Origin of the sequence: Mycolicibacterium sp. TUM20985 (assembly GCF_030295745.1) — a bacterium.
Taxonomy (GTDB): domain Bacteria; phylum Actinomycetota; class Actinomycetes; order Mycobacteriales; family Mycobacteriaceae; genus Mycobacterium.
Window position 1 is genome coordinate 5941743 of the sequence record NZ_AP027291.1, and the last position, 15624, is coordinate 5957366.

Below are 15624 nucleotides of genomic sequence, written 5' to 3' on the forward strand. Positions count from 1 at the left end.
GAGCACCACCGGGGTGGACACTATGACGTGGCTCTTTCCGCAACAGTGTTCAAAATCGAACTTGGCGTCTCCGATGTCGATCACGGTTACTACGCCGATCACACGCTGACCGTGGCCCGTCACCCCAGTGAGACCGATGAGCGGATGGTGGTGCGGTTGTTGGCGTTTGGGCTGCGCGCACACCGGCTCAGCGACGTCGACGGTGAATTGGCATTCGGGGCGGGCCTGTCCACCCCTGGCGTACCGGACTTGCGGCTCGCCGACTACACGGGCCGGATCCTGGAGTGGATCACCGTTGGCCAACCCGATGAACGCGCCTTGGGCAAGGCGGCCAGCCAGGCCGACCAGGTACTGCTGTTCCCGTTCGCCGCCGGCGTGGCCACCTGGTGGCGCACCGTCGGACCCAAAGTGGCGAAGCTGCCGAACCTGTCGGTGGTGCAGATACCGAACGAGCCGGTGCAGCAGCTGGCTCAGACTGTCGATCGACGGGTCGCGGCGCAGGTGATGGTTATGGAAGGTCAGGTGACGATGACCGTGGGCGGTGTCGACGTCACCTTCACGCCAGAGCCATTGGAGTGAACGTCTGAGCCCGAGGTCTCTAGTCGCCGTCGGCGAGCTCGTGGAGCGGGCCGGGTTGAGATCCGCGGCCAAGACAGATTGCCGACGATGACGGGAACTAGGAGTGTCGGGTCTTGGAGTCGGGCAGGGGGTCGACCAGGTTGGCTACGCGAACGACTTCGTTGGTCATCGTCCATCAGTCGCCAGGTCCGGGCAACGGGCGTCGACGCTGACCCAAGGGGGCGGCGGTGACGACGACACCGCTCGCAAGGTCACGAATTCTCACTTTCACGTCCAAGATCTGGAAGCGGGCCTGCTGGCCGCCCGAAAGCTTGCCGAACGGCTGATCGCCCTGGCGGTGCAACTCGTAGCGGCGCAGGACACTCATGGCCGCACCGCGGCCCCTGGCGTGCACCTCCCAGAGCGTGTCGACCAAGGTCCGCTTCTCTAGTCCGGGATGGGCGTGCCCGCGACGACTTCGTCAACGTCATCCTGACCAACACCTGGCCCGCATAGCCGTCCACTACCAAGCAGAATCTGATGGCCTTCGAAGAGAACACCCAACCGTTGACCACCGCGGCGGGCGCGCCCGTCGTGGACAACCAGAACAGCATGTCCGCGGGCCCGCGAGGGCCGTTGCTGCGGCCCCAACGGCACGCTTCCTATCGGCGAGTGTGGCGTCGGTTGCCTGACCCACGACGTCGCCACTGCCGAGATGTTCGACGTCGAACAGTGCGTCGCCATCGGTGAGCTGCAGCTCGCCGTTGATGAGCATCCGCTGCTCGCCGGCCAGCACGCCCGTATCGGTCGCGCTCGTGGCTACCAGCGCGCGGGTGCCGGGGTGTCGATGCTCAGCGGGCGCTCGTAAGACAGGTCGTCACGATCTCGCGTTCCGACGAGGTAGCCCTTCTCCGTGAAGAATGGCAACTGCAGAACCCGGGCGTCGCCGATGAACATGCCCTCGACCGTTGACCGGCGAACGACGATGCGCCAGTGACCGTCGCGGCGCTCGAGTCGGTCGATGTAACGACCGGTGATGAACTGTGCGCTCTTGGTGTCGGGTCCGATCAGGACCACGAGCACGTAACTCTCGGCGTGCGCGGTGTCGCCATCGATCTCGCAGCTGTGGGTGGTGATGTTGTGGGTGTGTACGCGCGAGGTCTCGGCGTGGGTGGCGTTGGCCCAGGCCCCGTACTCCGGCCCCGCATTGATCGCATGTCCGTGCTCGTCGACCCCATCCTGGTGATAGGCCGCGGTGATCAGATCGATGTCGTGGCGATCGCAGCCACGCGCATGGCGGGCGATGCAATCCAGGATCTCGGTGCGATCCAAGAGATAGCGGACGTCCTTCTGGAGCGCTTCCAGGGGGCTGGGGGTGGGGTTGCTCGTCATCGTCGTCCTGCCGGTCGCGTAGGTCGGCGCCGACACGCGTCGGCACACAATGAGACTATACGACCGTACAGCAGGGGCGTTAGATGACAGAATACGGCCAACGAAACAGATCGGGAGACCATGGCGACATCGTCGCGGCGCGTCGGAGCGGAAACGTCCAAGACTCGGGACGTCCTTCTGGAGTGCGTCGAGAAGACCATGCTCGAGGAGGGTTACGCGAGCGTGTCGTACCGGACGCTCGCGTCGAAGGCCGGCGTAACGCCCAGCCTGGTGCAGTACTACTTTCCGACTCTCGACGACATCTTCGTTGCCGCGATCAGACGCTACTCGGAGCGCAGTCTCACCTACCTCGCCGCGGCGTTCCAGCGTCGAACCGAAGATCCGCTTCGTGCCGTCTGGGAGTACTCCTGGCAGGAAGCGACCGGCGCGATGATGACGGAGTTCATGGCTCTCGGAAACCACCGAAAGTCCATCCGCACCGAGATCGCCGCCGTCACCGAGGGGGTCCGCAAGATTCAACTCGAGGCACTCGAAGCGAAGTTCGGCAAGAACGCGCGACCCCTCGGCGATCTCTCCTTGCCGGCTTTGCAATTGCTGGTGTCAGGCCTACCGAAACTGCTCAATCTCGAGAAGGGAATCGGCGTGAAGTCGGCACACGCGGAAGTGACCGCGGCCTTCGAGCAGTACATCGACACCGTCGAGCCGCAGTCCGAAAAGCCCAGACGCAAGACGACTTCGCGTCGGCGCACTCCGGCGCGCAAGATTTGAGGAACACTCACCCGCCGCAGGAAGTCCTAAGTGGTCGGCAGATTGGTGGTCAGGAAGTCGGCGTAGTCGGCCCGGAACGCTTCAACGTCAGCGTCGAAGTCCAGTCTCACGGGGCGCTCATCGCATGACGTAGGCGCACTGCGGCTGAGGATGGACATCGTAGAGGTCCCGGTAGGAAGGTGGTTGGCGTCCGTCCTCGTCGGCAATTCCGTACTTCACCGCCAGTTCGGCGCCGATCAACGTCTGGCCGCTGACGTCCATCAAATCTGCGTCGTTGTAAAGCGCCCAGATGACGTGCCCTGTCAGCTCTGGAGTCTCGGCGGATTGGAGGATGTGGCCAAACTTCTCGGGCTTGGCGGCAATGATCTTGCGGACACGGTCGGTGAGTAGCGCACCCATCCAGATCGACACCGCCGCGATGCCGAACTCCTTCAAGTCGAACGCCATGTCGGCGGCCATCTTGTCCGTACCGGCTTTGGGGACCCCGTAGGCGGGCCCAAATGCGTAGTGCGCCGCGCCCGAAGACGACGAGAAAGCCACCAATCCCTTGTGCTGCGGCAGCATCAGGGGCGCTGCATGCACCGTGGCGACGTAGCTGCTGCGCAAGCCTACGTCGAGGGTGTCGATGACGTTGACGGGTTCCTCCCAGAACTTCGTCCGACCCATCATCTCGTCGCGGATGATCGCGGCGTTGTTCACCAGAATGTCGACGCGTCCCGCCTCTTCTCCGATGCGCGCGAAGAGATTTCGCACCTGTTCGTCATCGCCGTGGTCGACGGCGACGGCAATTCCCGTGCCGCCCGCGGCGGTCACGCGCGCGGCGGTCTCATCGATGGTGCCCGCCAAGCGCGATGCGGTGGTATCTCTAGTGCGGCCGGTGACGTAGACCGTGCATTCGTGATTTCCTAGAGCGTGGGCAATCCCCGCACCTGCACCGCGGCTAGCGCCGGTGACGACTGCGACTGGGTTGTCGTTGGACATGACCCTCTTCCTGTCGGTAGGACGGCAGCCTTGCTCAAGCTCCCATGCTATACGCATGTACAGCATGGGTGCAATGGCCAGGGCGGCGCCGGTGCTGGCACAGGCACCGTCGGCCGTGCGGCGCCGCCGAAACGGCTGCGTCCAGTCGGCGATCCTTGCAGCGTTCTTCAATTCGGCGATCGGTCGCGGCAATCCTTACTCATCGCAGATGGCCTGAAGTCTGTTGCTGGGCTCCGCGAGGATTCATCGGTCACACGACGGCGCCGCCATTGACCCCAATGACCTGTCCGTTGATGTATCCCGCAGCCTCGGAGCACAGAAACGAACACACGGCGGCCACGTCATCACCCGTGCCCAGGCGTCCAGCGGGGATGGCCTGGGTGAGATGCTCCGTAGCTGGGAGCTTTCCGTCCGCCTGTTGTTCCCGGAGCATGGGCGAGTCAATGACGAACGGGGGCACGGTATTAGCCGTGATGCCCTTGCGCGCATAGTCCAAGGCGAGCGTCTTCGTCATAGCGATGACGCCCCCCTTGGTGGCCGAGTAGTGCCCCTGCCGAGGAGCACCTTGCTGACCGGCGGCCGAGGAGATGGTGACGATCCGACCCCAGTTGGCTTCCACCATGTCCGAGAGCGCTGCCCGGACGGCGAGGAACGTGCCAGTCAGATTCACCGCCAGATAGCGATTCCATTCCTCGAGGGTGATCTTGTCGAACCGGGTGAATCCCGCGATCGCGGCGCTGGTCACGAGAATGCCGATAGACCCCAGTGATTCGCGGACCTCGGAGAAAGCGGACCCCACGGCCGTTTCATCCGAGACGTCGACTCCAACCGCGAGTGCGGTGCCGCCCCTCGCCTGAATCTTGGCGGCGACCTTCTCCGCATTCTCCAGATTCACATCCATGACCGCCACCCGATGGCCGTCCGCGGCCAGCTTTGCGCTGATCGACTGACCCAACCCGGATCCCCCGCCGGTCACTACTGCTGTTCGACTCAACTCACCCACTCCTCGACTGTGACCGCGCGCACCTGGTGCTGTACGAATGCATAGCTTAGGTGGGCCATGACATGAGATTGTTTGTACTAAATGCCCGCCGGCCCTGGCGCACCGTGCATGTATAGCGTCTGTCCCGAACAGAAGCTCGAGGCGTCCGAGGCGAAGAACAGTACGCCGTAACCGATCTCGTCGGGTTCACCCAGCCGACCCAACCCGTTCGACATGGCGAGCGTGCTCTCGTCGAGACCTAGCTTCTCGGCCTCGTCCATCAATGTTGCTGCGCGGACGGCCCCACAGGCGATGGCGTTGACACGAACTCCCTTGCGCGACCATGCCGCCGCCATGGAACCGGTCAAGTTGTTGACAGCCGCCTTCGCCGCCCCATAGGGCGCGGCCATGGGCATGGCCAGCAGGCTTGCGCCAGAGGAGATGTTGACGATCGCGCCCTTGCCTTGTTCAAGCATCGGGATCGACGCGGCCCTCGACAAATGCCAGACACTGCCCAGGTTGAGCGCGAGTACGTCGTCGAACTCGTCCTCGGACCATCGTTTGATCGGCTTGGTCTGCGCTCCACCCGCGTTGTTCACCAGGATGTCCACCCGACCAAATTCCTCGAGAGTGGCGTCGACCAACTGCTGACAGGCCTGCATGGTGGTGATGTCGGTCGATACCGCCAACGCTCGACGCCCAAGCGCCACAACTTCCTTGGCCGTCGATTCCAGGGGGCCTGGCCGGCGGGCCGCCAGCACGACGTCGGCGCCGTGTTCGGCCAGCACGAGCGCGGCGCCGCGGCCAATGCCCGTGCCTCCACCGGTGATGACGGCGACACGGCCATCGAGTGAGAACCGACTGCTCATTGCGCACTCCTCGGGATTCGTGGGCGGGGTGCCAGCGGGCGCGGCTGATCCGCGAAGTTGTACGAGCGTATAGCAGAACGTTCACGCCACGAAGCCGAAACGACGGATCCAGCATCGAAGACAAATGCCCGCGCTGTACAGTCGTACAGTCCACCTCCCGAGCGAAGGCACACGATGACCCTGGACATGTCCACCGATGAACTCCTGTCGACGACCCGATCGGTGCGGCTACGGCTCGACTTCGACACACCGGTGCCGCGCGCGGTGTTGAGTGAATGCCTGACCCTTGCGCTTCAAGCACCCAACGCCTCGGGCGCTCAGGGCTGGCGATGGGTGTTCGTCGACGACCCGGAGAAGAAGCGCGCGCTGGCTGAGATCTACCGGGCCAATCTTGCGGGGGTCGGTAGGAAATCTGCAGTTCGCGAACCCTCCGATCAATCGACACAGCGGGCACGGATGGCCGCCTCCGGAGCACATCTGGCCGCCCACCTACAGGACGCGCCGTTCATCCTGATTCCATGCCTGCAGGGACGGGTCGACCGCAGCCCCTCGGCCATGAGCGCCACCTTCTGGGCGTCGGTGATGCCCGCGGCGTGGAGCTTCTGCCTGGCGCTACGCTCCCGTGGATTGGGAACCTGTTGGACCACGCTGCACCTGTTCGGCAACGGTGAACGCGCCGTAGCCGAATTGCTGAACATTCCCTACGACGAGTACAGCCAGGTGGGCATGTTCCCCATCGCCTATACGAAGGGCGTGGACTTCAAGCCGGCTCGCCGCCTCGGCCCCGAGGACGTGACCCATTGGAACTGCTGGTCACCCGAAGCTTGACGTCAATGTCCGGTTGCCTGGCCATCAACCACTCCTATACAGTCGTACAGCAGCGCGGGTTTGACGCGCGTGCGATGTTTAGCTGCCGAGGGAGCCGACGTTGAGCGATCTGTATTACGACCCATGGGATTTCGACATCGACCTCGATCCCTACCCGACCTACCGACGCCTGCGCGACGAGCAACCGGTCTACTACAACGAGCGCCATGATTTTTGGGGCGTGAGTCGTTACGCCGATGTCGATGCTGCGCTGAAGGATACGGCGCGGCTCAGTTCGGCCAAGGGCGACATCCTCGAAGTGGTCATGGCCGATCCGGTGATGCCCCCGGGGATCTTCATCAACGAGGATCCACCGCTGCACACGATTCACCGGGCCATCGTGTCGAGAGCCTTTACGCCGAAGAAGATGAGGGCCATCGAGGACAAGATTCGCGCGTTCTGCGTGGCCTGCCTCGATCCACTGGTCGGCGGAGATCGCTTCGACTTCGTCGTCGACCTGGGCGCAGAGCTTCCCATGCGCACGATCGGCATGCTGGCTGGAATCCCCGACTCCGAGCAACCCGCCGTGCGCAAGCACGCGAACGAGGTGTCGCGCAACGAAGCGGGCAAGCCCATGAAGATCAAGAAGGACCAGTATTTTCGCGGTGACATGTTCGGCGAGTACGTCGACTGGCGCGAGAAGAACCCTTCGGATGACCTGATAACCGAATTGCTCGACGTGGAGTTCGAAGACGAGAACGGAACCACGCGGAAGCTGACCAAGCAGGAACTCGTGGTGTTCCTAGCGGTTGTCGCTGGCGCGGGTGTCGAGACGACGGGACGTCTCTTCGGCTGGATGGGCAAGGTGCTGGCCGAGCACCCCGACCAGCGCAAGGAGTTGGCTGAAGACCACAAGCTGATTCCGATGGCGATCGAGGAGCTACTGCGGTTCGAGCCACCGGGACCACACGTTGCGCGCTACGTCGCCACCGACGACGTGGCCTTCCACGAGCAGGTCATACCGGCGGGGAGTGCCCTGCTGATGATGCTGGCGTCGGCCAACCGGGATGAACGTCACTTCGAGGACCCAGAAAGGTTCGACATCCACCGAAAGCCTGGCGGGCATCTGACCTTTGGTCGTGGAGCGCACTTCTGCGTCGGATCCCCGCTGGCACGCCTGGAGGGCCGCGTGGCTCTGGAGGAGGTGCTCAAGCGGTGGCCCGAGTGGGACATCGACATGGCGGGCGCAACGCGGTCGCGCACATCGACGGTGCGTGGATGGGACACCATGCCCGCCAACGTTTCCTAGGATGGACTCATCACTGAATCACGTCGCGGTCATCACCGGCGCCGCGCGGGGCCAGGGACGAAGCCATGCGGTAGCTCTCGCTCGCCAGGGAATCGACATCATCGCCATCGACCTGTGCGCCGACATTGCGTCGATCCCCTACCCATTGGCCACCGAGGCCGATCTCGCCGAGACCGCCGATCTGGTGCAGGACGCCGGCGGGCGGATCCGAACCGCGGTGGCCGACGTCCGCGACCTGAGCGCACTGCAGGCTGCCGTCGACTCCGGAGTCGCCGACTTCGGCGAGATCGACGTCATGATCGCCAACGCCGGCGTCGTCGGCATGGGCCTGACCAATCCCCTCGACGAAGCGGTATTCAACGACATCGTCGATACCAACCTGCGCGGCGTCTGGAACACGATCGCCGCCACGGCCCCTTCGATGATCCGCCGGGGAACCGGGGGTTCGATGGTATTGATCAGCTCGATGCAGGGACTGGTCGGTCGCGGGGGCGACGGAAGCGCTGCCACCTTCGCCTACGCCGCCTCCAAGCACGGCATCGTCGGCCTGATGCGCTCCGCCGCCTATGCCTATGCCCAGCACAGCATTCGGGTCAACTCGGTACACCCCACCGGCGTGGCGACACCGATGATCTTCAACGAGCACATGGCGAATCTGTTCGCGGCCAATCCCGACGCCAGCGCCATGTCGGGCAACCTGTTGCCCGTTCCGTTCATCGAACCGATCGACGTCACGAACGCGGTGCTGTTCCTCGTCAACGACTCCGCGCGCTACCTCACGGGCACGGCGTTGCCCGTTGATGCTGGCTTCGCCACGATGTAACGACCACCCGTGCACCGATCACCGACCGTCGATGATCAAATCTGCTGCGCGCCAGGCCATTGCCATCATCGGGCCATTGAGGTTGCCGGCCACCATGGTGGGCATCACCGAGCAGTCGACGACCCGTAGACCGTCGATACCGCGTACCCGCAGCTGATCGTCGACGACGTCGTCGTCACTGGGACCCATGGCGCACGTGCCGGCGGCGTGATAGCCGCAATAGCCCCCGTCCAGCACTGTGTCGACCACATCGCCATCGGAGCGCACGCGCTGGCCAGGGTACGTCTCGTGACTGATCCGCTCGGCGATAGGTGATTGCTCGAAGATGCCGCGCATGGTGCGCAGCAAGTTGGCGGTCGTGGTGCGGTCATACTCGGTCTCGAGGTAGTTCGGGTCGATGCGCTGTGGCGCCGACGGATCAGCGGAGGTGATCTCGATCGATCCCTCCGAGGTGGGACGCAGCACCATTCCCAGACACGAGACGCCGGCCTGCCGCTCGATGGCCACGGGCTCACCGAGGTTGTAGGGCGGAATCGTCCACGGGCCGAGCATGATCTGGCCATCGGGTCGGTCGACGTCGGGTTGGGACTTCACGAATCCGACGATGTCGAAGGACGGGGCGGCGAGGGGACCTTTGCGTGTTGCCAGGTACCGCGCGGCCGTCAAAGCCTGTGCCACACTGCTCGACAACTGCCGGTTGTACCCCAGGTCCTCTTTGAGCTGCAGGCGCAGGGTGGCGCAGCGGTGTTCGTGTAGCCCGCGTCCGACGGTGTTACGGTCGAGATAAACGGCGACGCCCACAGCTTCCAAGACGCTGCGGGGCCCGATCCCGGACAGCTGTAACACCTTCGGAGTGTTGAGGCTGCCGAGGCTCAGGATGACGTCGCGGGTCGCGTGGACGGTGGTGGATCCGCCCTTGGCCGCGACCTGCAGTCCAACAGCTCTGCCATTGCGGAAGAGGACGTGTTCGACACGAGTTCCGGTGCGCACGGTCAAGTTGGGTCGACGCATCGCTGGCTTGAGGAACGCCGAGGACGCGCTGACCCTGATTCCGTTGCGGATGGTGGAGGTCGCGTATCCAATGCGGGCTTCGTCGGACTCGTTGATGTCTTCAACTCGCTCCAAGCCGAATGCTGCACCTGCGGTGATCATCTCTTCACACAGCGGGTCCGGATCCCGCGGGACGGAGACGTGTACTGGGCCGCCGACGCCGCGGGTCGGTGAGGCGCCCAGGATGTTGTCTTCGAAGCCTTTGAAGATGGGGAGCATGTCGTTCCAGCCCCAGCCTTTGTTGCCGAGTTGCTCCATCCCGTCCCAGTCGGCGCGGTGACCGCGGTTGTAGATCATGCCGTTGATCGAACTGGACCCACCGAGCACCTTCCCGCGCATCCACTGCTCGGAGTGTGGATTCGGACCGAACGAGGTGGTGGCGTAATGCCACATGTGCTTCTCGTTGTCGAACAACTTTCCTGAGCCCTTGGGGACGCGGAACAGCGGGCTGCGATCGGGGCCACCGGCTTCTACGAGGAGAACGGTGATGTTCGGATCCTCGGACAGCCGGTTCGCCAAGACGCATCCGGCCGAACCAGCGCCGGCAATGACGTAGTCGTAGCTGCTCATCTGCCGCCCTTCGTTGAAGCTCAGCGCAACGACGTGCGCTGTACGTTCGTATAGTACTGGATGGGCGTCACTCCACCGGCGGGGTGGGCCAACTCGGAAGCGGTGGAACGTCACTCGTATCCACCCCGTCTTCGACCTGAAGCTCCCAGCTGTTGAACGCCATCGCCAGACAGGTGTAAGCGCCTACGATGAAGGGCAGCTCGACGAGCTGGGCGTTGGTGAGCTGACCGCGCAAACGGGCCCAGGTGTCATCGTCGATGCGGTAGTGGTCGAGCAGTTGATCCGTCGCCGCCACGAGATCGCGCTCCAGCGGTGACCACGATTCCGAGTCGCCCTCGGCGATCGCCGCGAAGTCACGGGCGTCGAGTCCATATTTCGCTGCCAGCCGCACGTGGTGCACCCATTCGTAGCGCGCCCGGGTGCGCCAGGCCACACGCAGCAGCATCAGTTCCCGCTCACGATGGCCAATCGCCGGCTCCGCGAGCAGAACGTTGCCGAATCGGTTGAACGATCCGGCGAGCGCCGGATGATGAAGCATCGTAGCCAAGACGTTCGGCGCCAGCCCCTTCCTCCGGAACGCGTCAACCACCTTCGCCGGGAAGGCTTCGCGGATCGCCGCGACCGCGACGTCATCCCACTGATCCGCCGGAATCGGCGCCAGCCGCGGCACGCTCGGCGACTCGTTCTCTTCGACCATCAGCAGACTGTACATCCGTACAGCACGGGTGTTACCTTCCACCCATGACTCTCGCCCCTGAGTCGGCCGGGACCGCAGCCGGTCGAGGTCGCCTGACCGGCCGCAGGATCATCGTCGTCGGCGCCGGTTCGCGCCCCTCACCGGATCCAGAGGTGACGGTCGGCAACGGACGTGCGATCGCCGTGCTGTGCGCTCGCGAAGGTGCCAGGGTGGCATGCGTCGACGTCAACGAAGAGGCCGCCAGATTCACGGCCGACCTGTGCACGCAGGAAGGCAACGCCGCGGCACCCGTCGTCGCCGACGTTCGCGACGCCGATGCATGTCAACGGCTCGTCGAGGAGGCCCACGAAGCCCTTGGCGGCCTCGATGGCGTGGTGGCCAACGTCGGGTACGGAGAAGGCAAGGGGCTTGAAGGCACCACCCCCGAGTTGTGGGACGACATCTTCGCGGTGAACGTACGGTCACATTTCCTCGTGGCGCGGGCCGCGATGCCCTTGCTCGAGGAGGACGGAGCGTTCGTGTTCATCGGATCGGCCGCCGGCCTGAAAGCTGGCACCCGCTTCCCTGCCTACGATTCGTCGAAGGCCGCCTTGTTCGGACTCACTCGGCACGTCGCGCTCGAGGGTGCGCCCCGACGAATCCGGGCGAACTACGTCATTCCCGGCCCCGTCGACACGCCCCTCGGCCGCGTGGGCGACGCAACCGTCGCGGGCCGCACGAAGATCCGATGGCCACTGGGCCGCCAGGCCAGCGCCTGGGACATCGCCTACGCCACGGTATTCATGCTCAGCGCCGAATCCGCATACATCACGGCGCAGTCGTTGGTCGTGGACGGTGGAATTACCCAATTCGGTTGAGCCATGTGAACTCGACCCACTACCTCTGCGCCCGAGCGGGCACACGGGATCTCTCGAGAAAGGAAAGACCATGATGCGTAGATCGTTTCGCCATTTGACCTCGATCGGAGGCGCTGTCGTGATTGCACTGGGGACGATGGGGGCCTCGGTGTTGCTCAGTGGACCGGCGGCCGCCGACCCGCCCGTGCCGTCGGATGTGTGGATCCAGTGCACCGGATTCTCCGGACCCAGCACGACGTGGCCGCACCCGCTCACAGGATGCATCGCTCGGGGGCAAACGACGACGGGGTCGGGATACACCCAACGGACGGTGCCAGGGACGGAAACCATCTTCTGGGACGCACCCTTTCTCAAGGGCGCTAGCCTTCAGCTGACCAACATAGCTAATGGAGCGCCCGCTGACGGCACGTCGTGCCCCGCCGACCATCCTGCGCGCGTGGGTGTTTCGGGCGTCATCTCCGCAACGGAGCCCGGAACCAAACAGTACGACGGCTCATCGGTCAGGGCGACCATCTGTGCCAACGCGACCGACTTCTTCCTGGCGACCGGATCGAAGTTCACCGTCTACAAGAAGTAACTCGCCACGGCACTGAAGGAGCGTCGGTCAGGAGCCTGTCACCGGGGTTCTAAGGTCCTTCCATCGAGAATGGAGGTCGGCGCCTTGGCGATGGTGCCGACTTCTATCTTGATAGTCACTGTCACGATGGGTACGTTCGGATGATGGGCGTTCTCGACGGCAAGGTTGCACTCATCACGGGTGCCGGGCAGGGAGTCGGCCGCGGCATTGCTCTGGCGTTGGCCCGTGAGGGTGCCGCGATTGCCATCGTCGACCGAAACGAAGAAACCGCCTCGGAGACAGCTGTTCTCATCGAGCAACTCGGCGGCAGTGCGCTTTACCGCATCTGCGATGTACGGAACTCCGGCGAGGTAGACACCTGCGTTGCCTCGATCATCGAGGCGCTCGGCACGGTGGACATCCTGGTGAACAACGCGGTCGACGCGAGGGTAGGCATTCCGCTGGAGGACCTCGACGACGAGCAGTTCCTGATCTCCTTCACCAGCGGGCCCTTCGCGTCGTTCTGGTTCATGCGGGCGTGCTTCCCCTACTTGCAGAACGGTGGGCGTGTCATCAACCTGCGGTCGGGCACGGAAGCACAATCCATGGTGGGGTACGGCGCGTACGTCTCCGCCAAGTCGGCGGTGGGTGGGCTGACCCGAGCGGCGGCCCGCGAATGGGGGCGCAAGGGCATCACGGTCAACGCCCTGGTGCCCTTCTCGCTTAGTCCGAGTGCCGCAGCGGATCTCGCGAAGAAGCCCGGACGCCTCGACGCCCTCTACCGTCAATTGTCGATTCCGCGTACGGCCGACGCCGAGGCCGATGTCGGGCGCGCCGCGGTCTTCCTGGCCGGGCCCGACGCCACGTTCATCACCGGCTGCACCATTTCCGTGGACGGCGGCGGCTCGTTCTTCTCGTAGTCGAAAACCCCTACTCAACAAGGAGAACCAGTGACAACACTTGCTGCGCGCGAAACGGAAGCGCTGGAGTCCTATCGGCGGTACGTCGCACAACGCGAACTATGCGTGGCCGGCGACGCACCATGGTCGACCATCGGTGCGTGGTTCACCGAAGACGCCGTCTTCATCGACCCGGCCTGGGGCCGGGTGCAAGGTCGCGACGAGATCACCCGATACCTCGACCACTCGATGGCCGGCTTCGAGGGGTGGAGCTTCCCGGAAGAGTGGACCATGGTCGACGGCGACCGATTGGTGACCTACTGGTGGAATCGCTTGCCAGGAACTCGGGCAGACGGTTCTCCCTATCAGGCTCCTGCCTTCTCGCTCCTGCACTATGCCGGTGACGGGTTGTTCGACTACGAACTGGATGTGTTGAACATCGCCGAAGTAGGCGACCTGATGGTCGAATCCGCTTGGATGCCGGGAGCGGGGATGTCGGTCCCCGGAGCCCACCCCGATCGGAACATCACCCCGCCGCGGCTTGAAAAACCCTGACCGTTCTCGGCCGTCGACCACTATTTGATAGTCGCTACGATCTTGACAGTCACTCTCAATAACGACTTGAATGGTGGTCATGGCGATTCGAGTGGTGCAGTGGGCGACAGGCGGCGTGGGCAAGGCCGCGATCCAGGGCGTGCTCGCCCATCCCGACCTGGAATTGGTGGGCACCTGGGTGCACTCGGAGAGCAAGCACGGCAAGGACGTCGGCGAACTCGTCGGCCTGGACCCCATCGGTGTCCTCGCGACGACCAGCGTGGACGAAATCCTCGCTCTCGATGCCGACTGCGTGGTTTACAGCCCGCTCCTTCCGAACGAGGACGAAGTGGTGGCGCTCCTGCGTTCGGGCAAGAACGTCGTCACACCCGTGGGGTGGGTATACCCCGACCTGTCCAATTGCACTGCCATCCTCGATGCCTGCGCCGCGGGCGGAAGCACGTTGCACGGCACGGGTATTCATCCGGGTGGGATCACTGAGCGGTTCCCGCTGATGGCCTCGGCGTTGACCGCGGCCGTCACACACGTGCGGTCGGAGGAGTTCAGTGACATTCGCACCTACAACGCCCCCGACGTCGTGCGCCACATCATGGGATTCGGCGTGACGCCCGAGGTAGCGATGGCCGGCCCGATCGTCGACCTGTTGGCCGCGGGCTTCAAGGCGTCGGTACGGATGATCGTGACGGAGATGGGGTTCGACGTCGATCCCGAGCTCGAGTCAGTGCAGGAGGTCGCCGTCGCCACCATGCCGATCGAAGCGCCCATCGGCGTCATCGAGCCGGGCCAGGTCGCCGCGCGCAGGTTCCACTGGCGTGCACTGGTGGACGGGACGCCGGTCGTCACCGCAAGCGTCAACTGGCTCATGGGTGAGGAGAATTTGCATCCTGCATGGAATTTCGGCCCGGAGGGCGAGCGGTTCGAGATCGAGATCAGCGGGGACCCAGATGTGAAATTCACCATCAAGGGCCTGCAGCCCGAGACCATCGAGGCGGGGCTGATCCGAAACCCCGGCGTCGTGGTCACCGCCAATCACTGTGTCAGCGCGATCCCCTACGTCGTCGACGCCGCGCCCGGAATCAAGACCTACCTCGATCTGCCCCTGCTGGCCGGTCGGGCCGCGCCGCAGTTCGGATTTGGGCGCAGTAAGTGATTCTCGACGAGTTCCGGCTCGACGGACGCGTGGCCATCGTGACGGGCGCAAGCCAGGGCATTGGCCGCGGTATCGCACTCGGCCTGGCCGAGGCCGGAGCGAGCGTGGTCCTTGGCGCGCGCACCAAGGCCGATCTCGACGAGGTGGTCGCCAGCGTCGAGGAAGCGGGTGGCACAGCGCTCGCCGTCGCCACGGACGTCCTCGTAGACGATGATCGGCGCCGGCTCGTCGACTCTGCCGTCGAGAAGTTCGGCCGCCTCGACGTGCTCATCAACAACGCCGGAGGTACGGGGCCGCGGTCTGCCATGACGACGTCGGAGCGGTTCTTCGACATGGCGATGAAGTTCAACGTCACTGCCCCGTTTCTGATGAGCCAGCTCGCCGCTCAGCCGATGGTGGACACCGCGGGCAGCGGATCGATCGTCAACATCTCCTCTCGCGCCTCCGACATGGTGCTGAGCTCGTTCACCGCCTATGGCGCAGGCAAGGCCGCGCTCAATCAGATGACGCGGACCCTTGCGGGTGAGTTCGCACCACTGGTTCGAGTGAACGCGATCGTCGTCGGCGGCGTTGCCACCCAGGGTCTTGACGTCGTTCTGACCAACGACGAGTTGCGCGCTCAGTTCGAAGCCAACACCCCGATGGGTCGCCCGGGAACGCCGAAGGACATCGCTTGTGCTGCGCTCTATCTGGCCTCTCCGGCGTCTGCGTGGGTCACCGGCAAATTGCTTCACGTCGACGGTGGTTGTGAGCGACCGGCCATGGACGTTCCGGTACCGCGGTTGCGCCCGAGCCGATAAC

Annotated in this window: 19 protein-coding genes; 12 read left to right on the forward strand and 7 right to left on the reverse strand. The window is 64.2% G+C overall.

Annotated elements, in window-relative coordinates; all coding sequences use genetic code 11:
* Positions 1-27: 27 nt before the first annotated feature.
* On the forward strand, positions 28-579 hold the full coding sequence (locus tag QUE68_RS28900) for a YaeQ family protein (protein ID WP_286274890.1): 552 nt from the start codon (positions 28-30) through the stop codon (positions 577-579).
* A gap of 175 nt (positions 580-754) precedes the next feature.
* Here the strand turns inward: QUE68_RS28900 and QUE68_RS28905 are convergent, their stop codons facing one another.
* Both QUE68_RS28905 and QUE68_RS28910 read right to left on the reverse strand, forming a co-directional pair.
* Positions 755-994 carry a hypothetical protein gene (locus tag QUE68_RS28905; RefSeq protein ID WP_284230407.1) on the reverse strand — a complete coding sequence of 80 codons (240 nt, stop codon included), beginning with the start codon at positions 992-994 and terminating at the stop codon, positions 755-757.
* Between the two features lie 383 nt (positions 995-1377).
* Complete coding sequence (locus tag QUE68_RS28910; RefSeq protein ID WP_284231461.1) at positions 1378-1950, reverse strand: nuclear transport factor 2 family protein; 573 nt, start codon at positions 1948-1950, stop codon at positions 1378-1380.
* A gap of 120 nt (positions 1951-2070) precedes the next feature.
* On the opposite strand from QUE68_RS28910, the gene QUE68_RS28915 reads away from it, so the two are divergent.
* Positions 2071-2718, forward strand: coding sequence for a TetR/AcrR family transcriptional regulator (locus tag QUE68_RS28915; RefSeq protein ID WP_286274891.1), 648 nt, complete (start codon positions 2071-2073; stop codon positions 2716-2718).
* A gap of 117 nt (positions 2719-2835) precedes the next feature.
* Here QUE68_RS28915 and QUE68_RS28920 read toward each other — a convergent pair whose 3' ends face one another.
* On the reverse strand, positions 2836-3699 hold the full coding sequence (locus QUE68_RS28920) for an SDR family NAD(P)-dependent oxidoreductase (protein ID WP_286274892.1): 864 nt from the start codon (positions 3697-3699) through the stop codon (positions 2836-2838).
* A 55-nt stretch (positions 3700-3754) separates the two neighbouring features.
* On the opposite strand from QUE68_RS28920, the gene QUE68_RS28925 reads away from it, so the two are divergent.
* Entirely contained in the window at positions 3755-3916 is a 162-nt protein-coding gene (locus QUE68_RS28925) for a hypothetical protein (protein ID WP_286274893.1), read from the forward strand.
* Positions 3917-3949: 33 nt separating this feature from the next.
* Here the strand turns inward: QUE68_RS28925 and QUE68_RS28930 are convergent, their stop codons facing one another.
* Complete coding sequence (locus QUE68_RS28930; RefSeq protein WP_284230413.1) at positions 3950-4693, reverse strand: SDR family NAD(P)-dependent oxidoreductase; 744 nt, start codon at positions 4691-4693, stop codon at positions 3950-3952.
* Between the two features lie 86 nt (positions 4694-4779).
* The gene (locus tag QUE68_RS28935; protein ID WP_284234578.1) at positions 4780-5550 is read right to left on the reverse strand and encodes an SDR family NAD(P)-dependent oxidoreductase; all 771 of its coding nucleotides are present in this window, start codon (positions 5548-5550) and stop codon (positions 4780-4782) included.
* Positions 5551-5724: 174 nt separating this feature from the next.
* Between QUE68_RS28935 and QUE68_RS28940 the strand changes: the two genes are divergently transcribed.
* The 3 genes from QUE68_RS28940 to QUE68_RS28950 all read left to right on the forward strand — a co-directional run bounded on the left by QUE68_RS28940 (position 5725) and on the right by QUE68_RS28950 (position 8489).
* Positions 5725-6378 carry a nitroreductase family protein gene (locus QUE68_RS28940; protein WP_284234579.1) on the forward strand — a complete coding sequence of 218 codons (654 nt, stop codon included), beginning with the start codon at positions 5725-5727 and terminating at the stop codon, positions 6376-6378.
* Positions 6379-6478: 100 nt separating this feature from the next.
* Complete coding sequence (locus QUE68_RS28945) at positions 6479-7666, forward strand: cytochrome P450 (RefSeq protein ID WP_286274894.1); 1188 nt, start codon at positions 6479-6481, stop codon at positions 7664-7666.
* A 1-nt stretch (position 7667) separates the two neighbouring features.
* Positions 7668-8489: a mycofactocin-coupled SDR family oxidoreductase gene (locus QUE68_RS28950; protein ID WP_286274895.1), complete on the forward strand. Its 822-nt coding sequence runs from the start codon at positions 7668-7670 to the stop codon at positions 8487-8489.
* Positions 8490-8507: 18 nt separating this feature from the next.
* Here the strand turns inward: QUE68_RS28950 and QUE68_RS28955 are convergent, their stop codons facing one another.
* The gene (locus QUE68_RS28955; protein ID WP_286274896.1) at positions 8508-10109 is read right to left on the reverse strand and encodes a GMC family oxidoreductase; all 1602 of its coding nucleotides are present in this window, start codon (positions 10107-10109) and stop codon (positions 8508-8510) included.
* Positions 10110-10176: 67 nt separating this feature from the next.
* Positions 10177-10806: a carboxymuconolactone decarboxylase family protein gene (locus QUE68_RS28960; RefSeq protein ID WP_286274897.1), complete on the reverse strand. Its 630-nt coding sequence runs from the start codon at positions 10804-10806 to the stop codon at positions 10177-10179.
* Positions 10807-10850: 44 nt separating this feature from the next.
* Here QUE68_RS28960 and QUE68_RS28965 point away from each other — a divergent pair, with 44 nt between their 5' ends.
* From QUE68_RS28965 to QUE68_RS28990, 6 genes are all read left to right on the forward strand, one after another.
* Positions 10851-11663, forward strand: coding sequence for an SDR family NAD(P)-dependent oxidoreductase (locus tag QUE68_RS28965; protein ID WP_284230428.1), 813 nt, complete (start codon positions 10851-10853; stop codon positions 11661-11663).
* Between the two features lie 436 nt (positions 11664-12099).
* The gene (locus tag QUE68_RS28970) at positions 12100-12240 is read left to right on the forward strand and encodes a hypothetical protein (RefSeq protein WP_284230430.1); all 141 of its coding nucleotides are present in this window, start codon (positions 12100-12102) and stop codon (positions 12238-12240) included.
* Between the two features lie 143 nt (positions 12241-12383).
* Positions 12384-13139 carry an SDR family NAD(P)-dependent oxidoreductase gene (locus tag QUE68_RS28975; RefSeq protein WP_286274898.1) on the forward strand — a complete coding sequence of 252 codons (756 nt, stop codon included), beginning with the start codon at positions 12384-12386 and terminating at the stop codon, positions 13137-13139.
* A gap of 30 nt (positions 13140-13169) precedes the next feature.
* Complete coding sequence (locus QUE68_RS28980) at positions 13170-13673, forward strand: nuclear transport factor 2 family protein (RefSeq protein ID WP_284234589.1); 504 nt, start codon at positions 13170-13172, stop codon at positions 13671-13673.
* 79 nt (positions 13674-13752) lie between these two features.
* A complete protein-coding gene (locus QUE68_RS28985) occupies positions 13753-14823 on the forward strand; it encodes an NAD(P)H-dependent amine dehydrogenase family protein (protein ID WP_286274899.1) in 1071 nt (356 codons plus the stop codon).
* Positions 14820-15623 (forward strand): glucose 1-dehydrogenase, encoded by an 804-nt coding sequence (locus tag QUE68_RS28990; RefSeq protein WP_286274900.1) that lies wholly within the window; start codon positions 14820-14822, stop codon positions 15621-15623. The genes QUE68_RS28985 and QUE68_RS28990 overlap by 4 nt, the downstream gene beginning before the upstream one ends.
* Position 15624 lies beyond the last annotated feature (1 nt).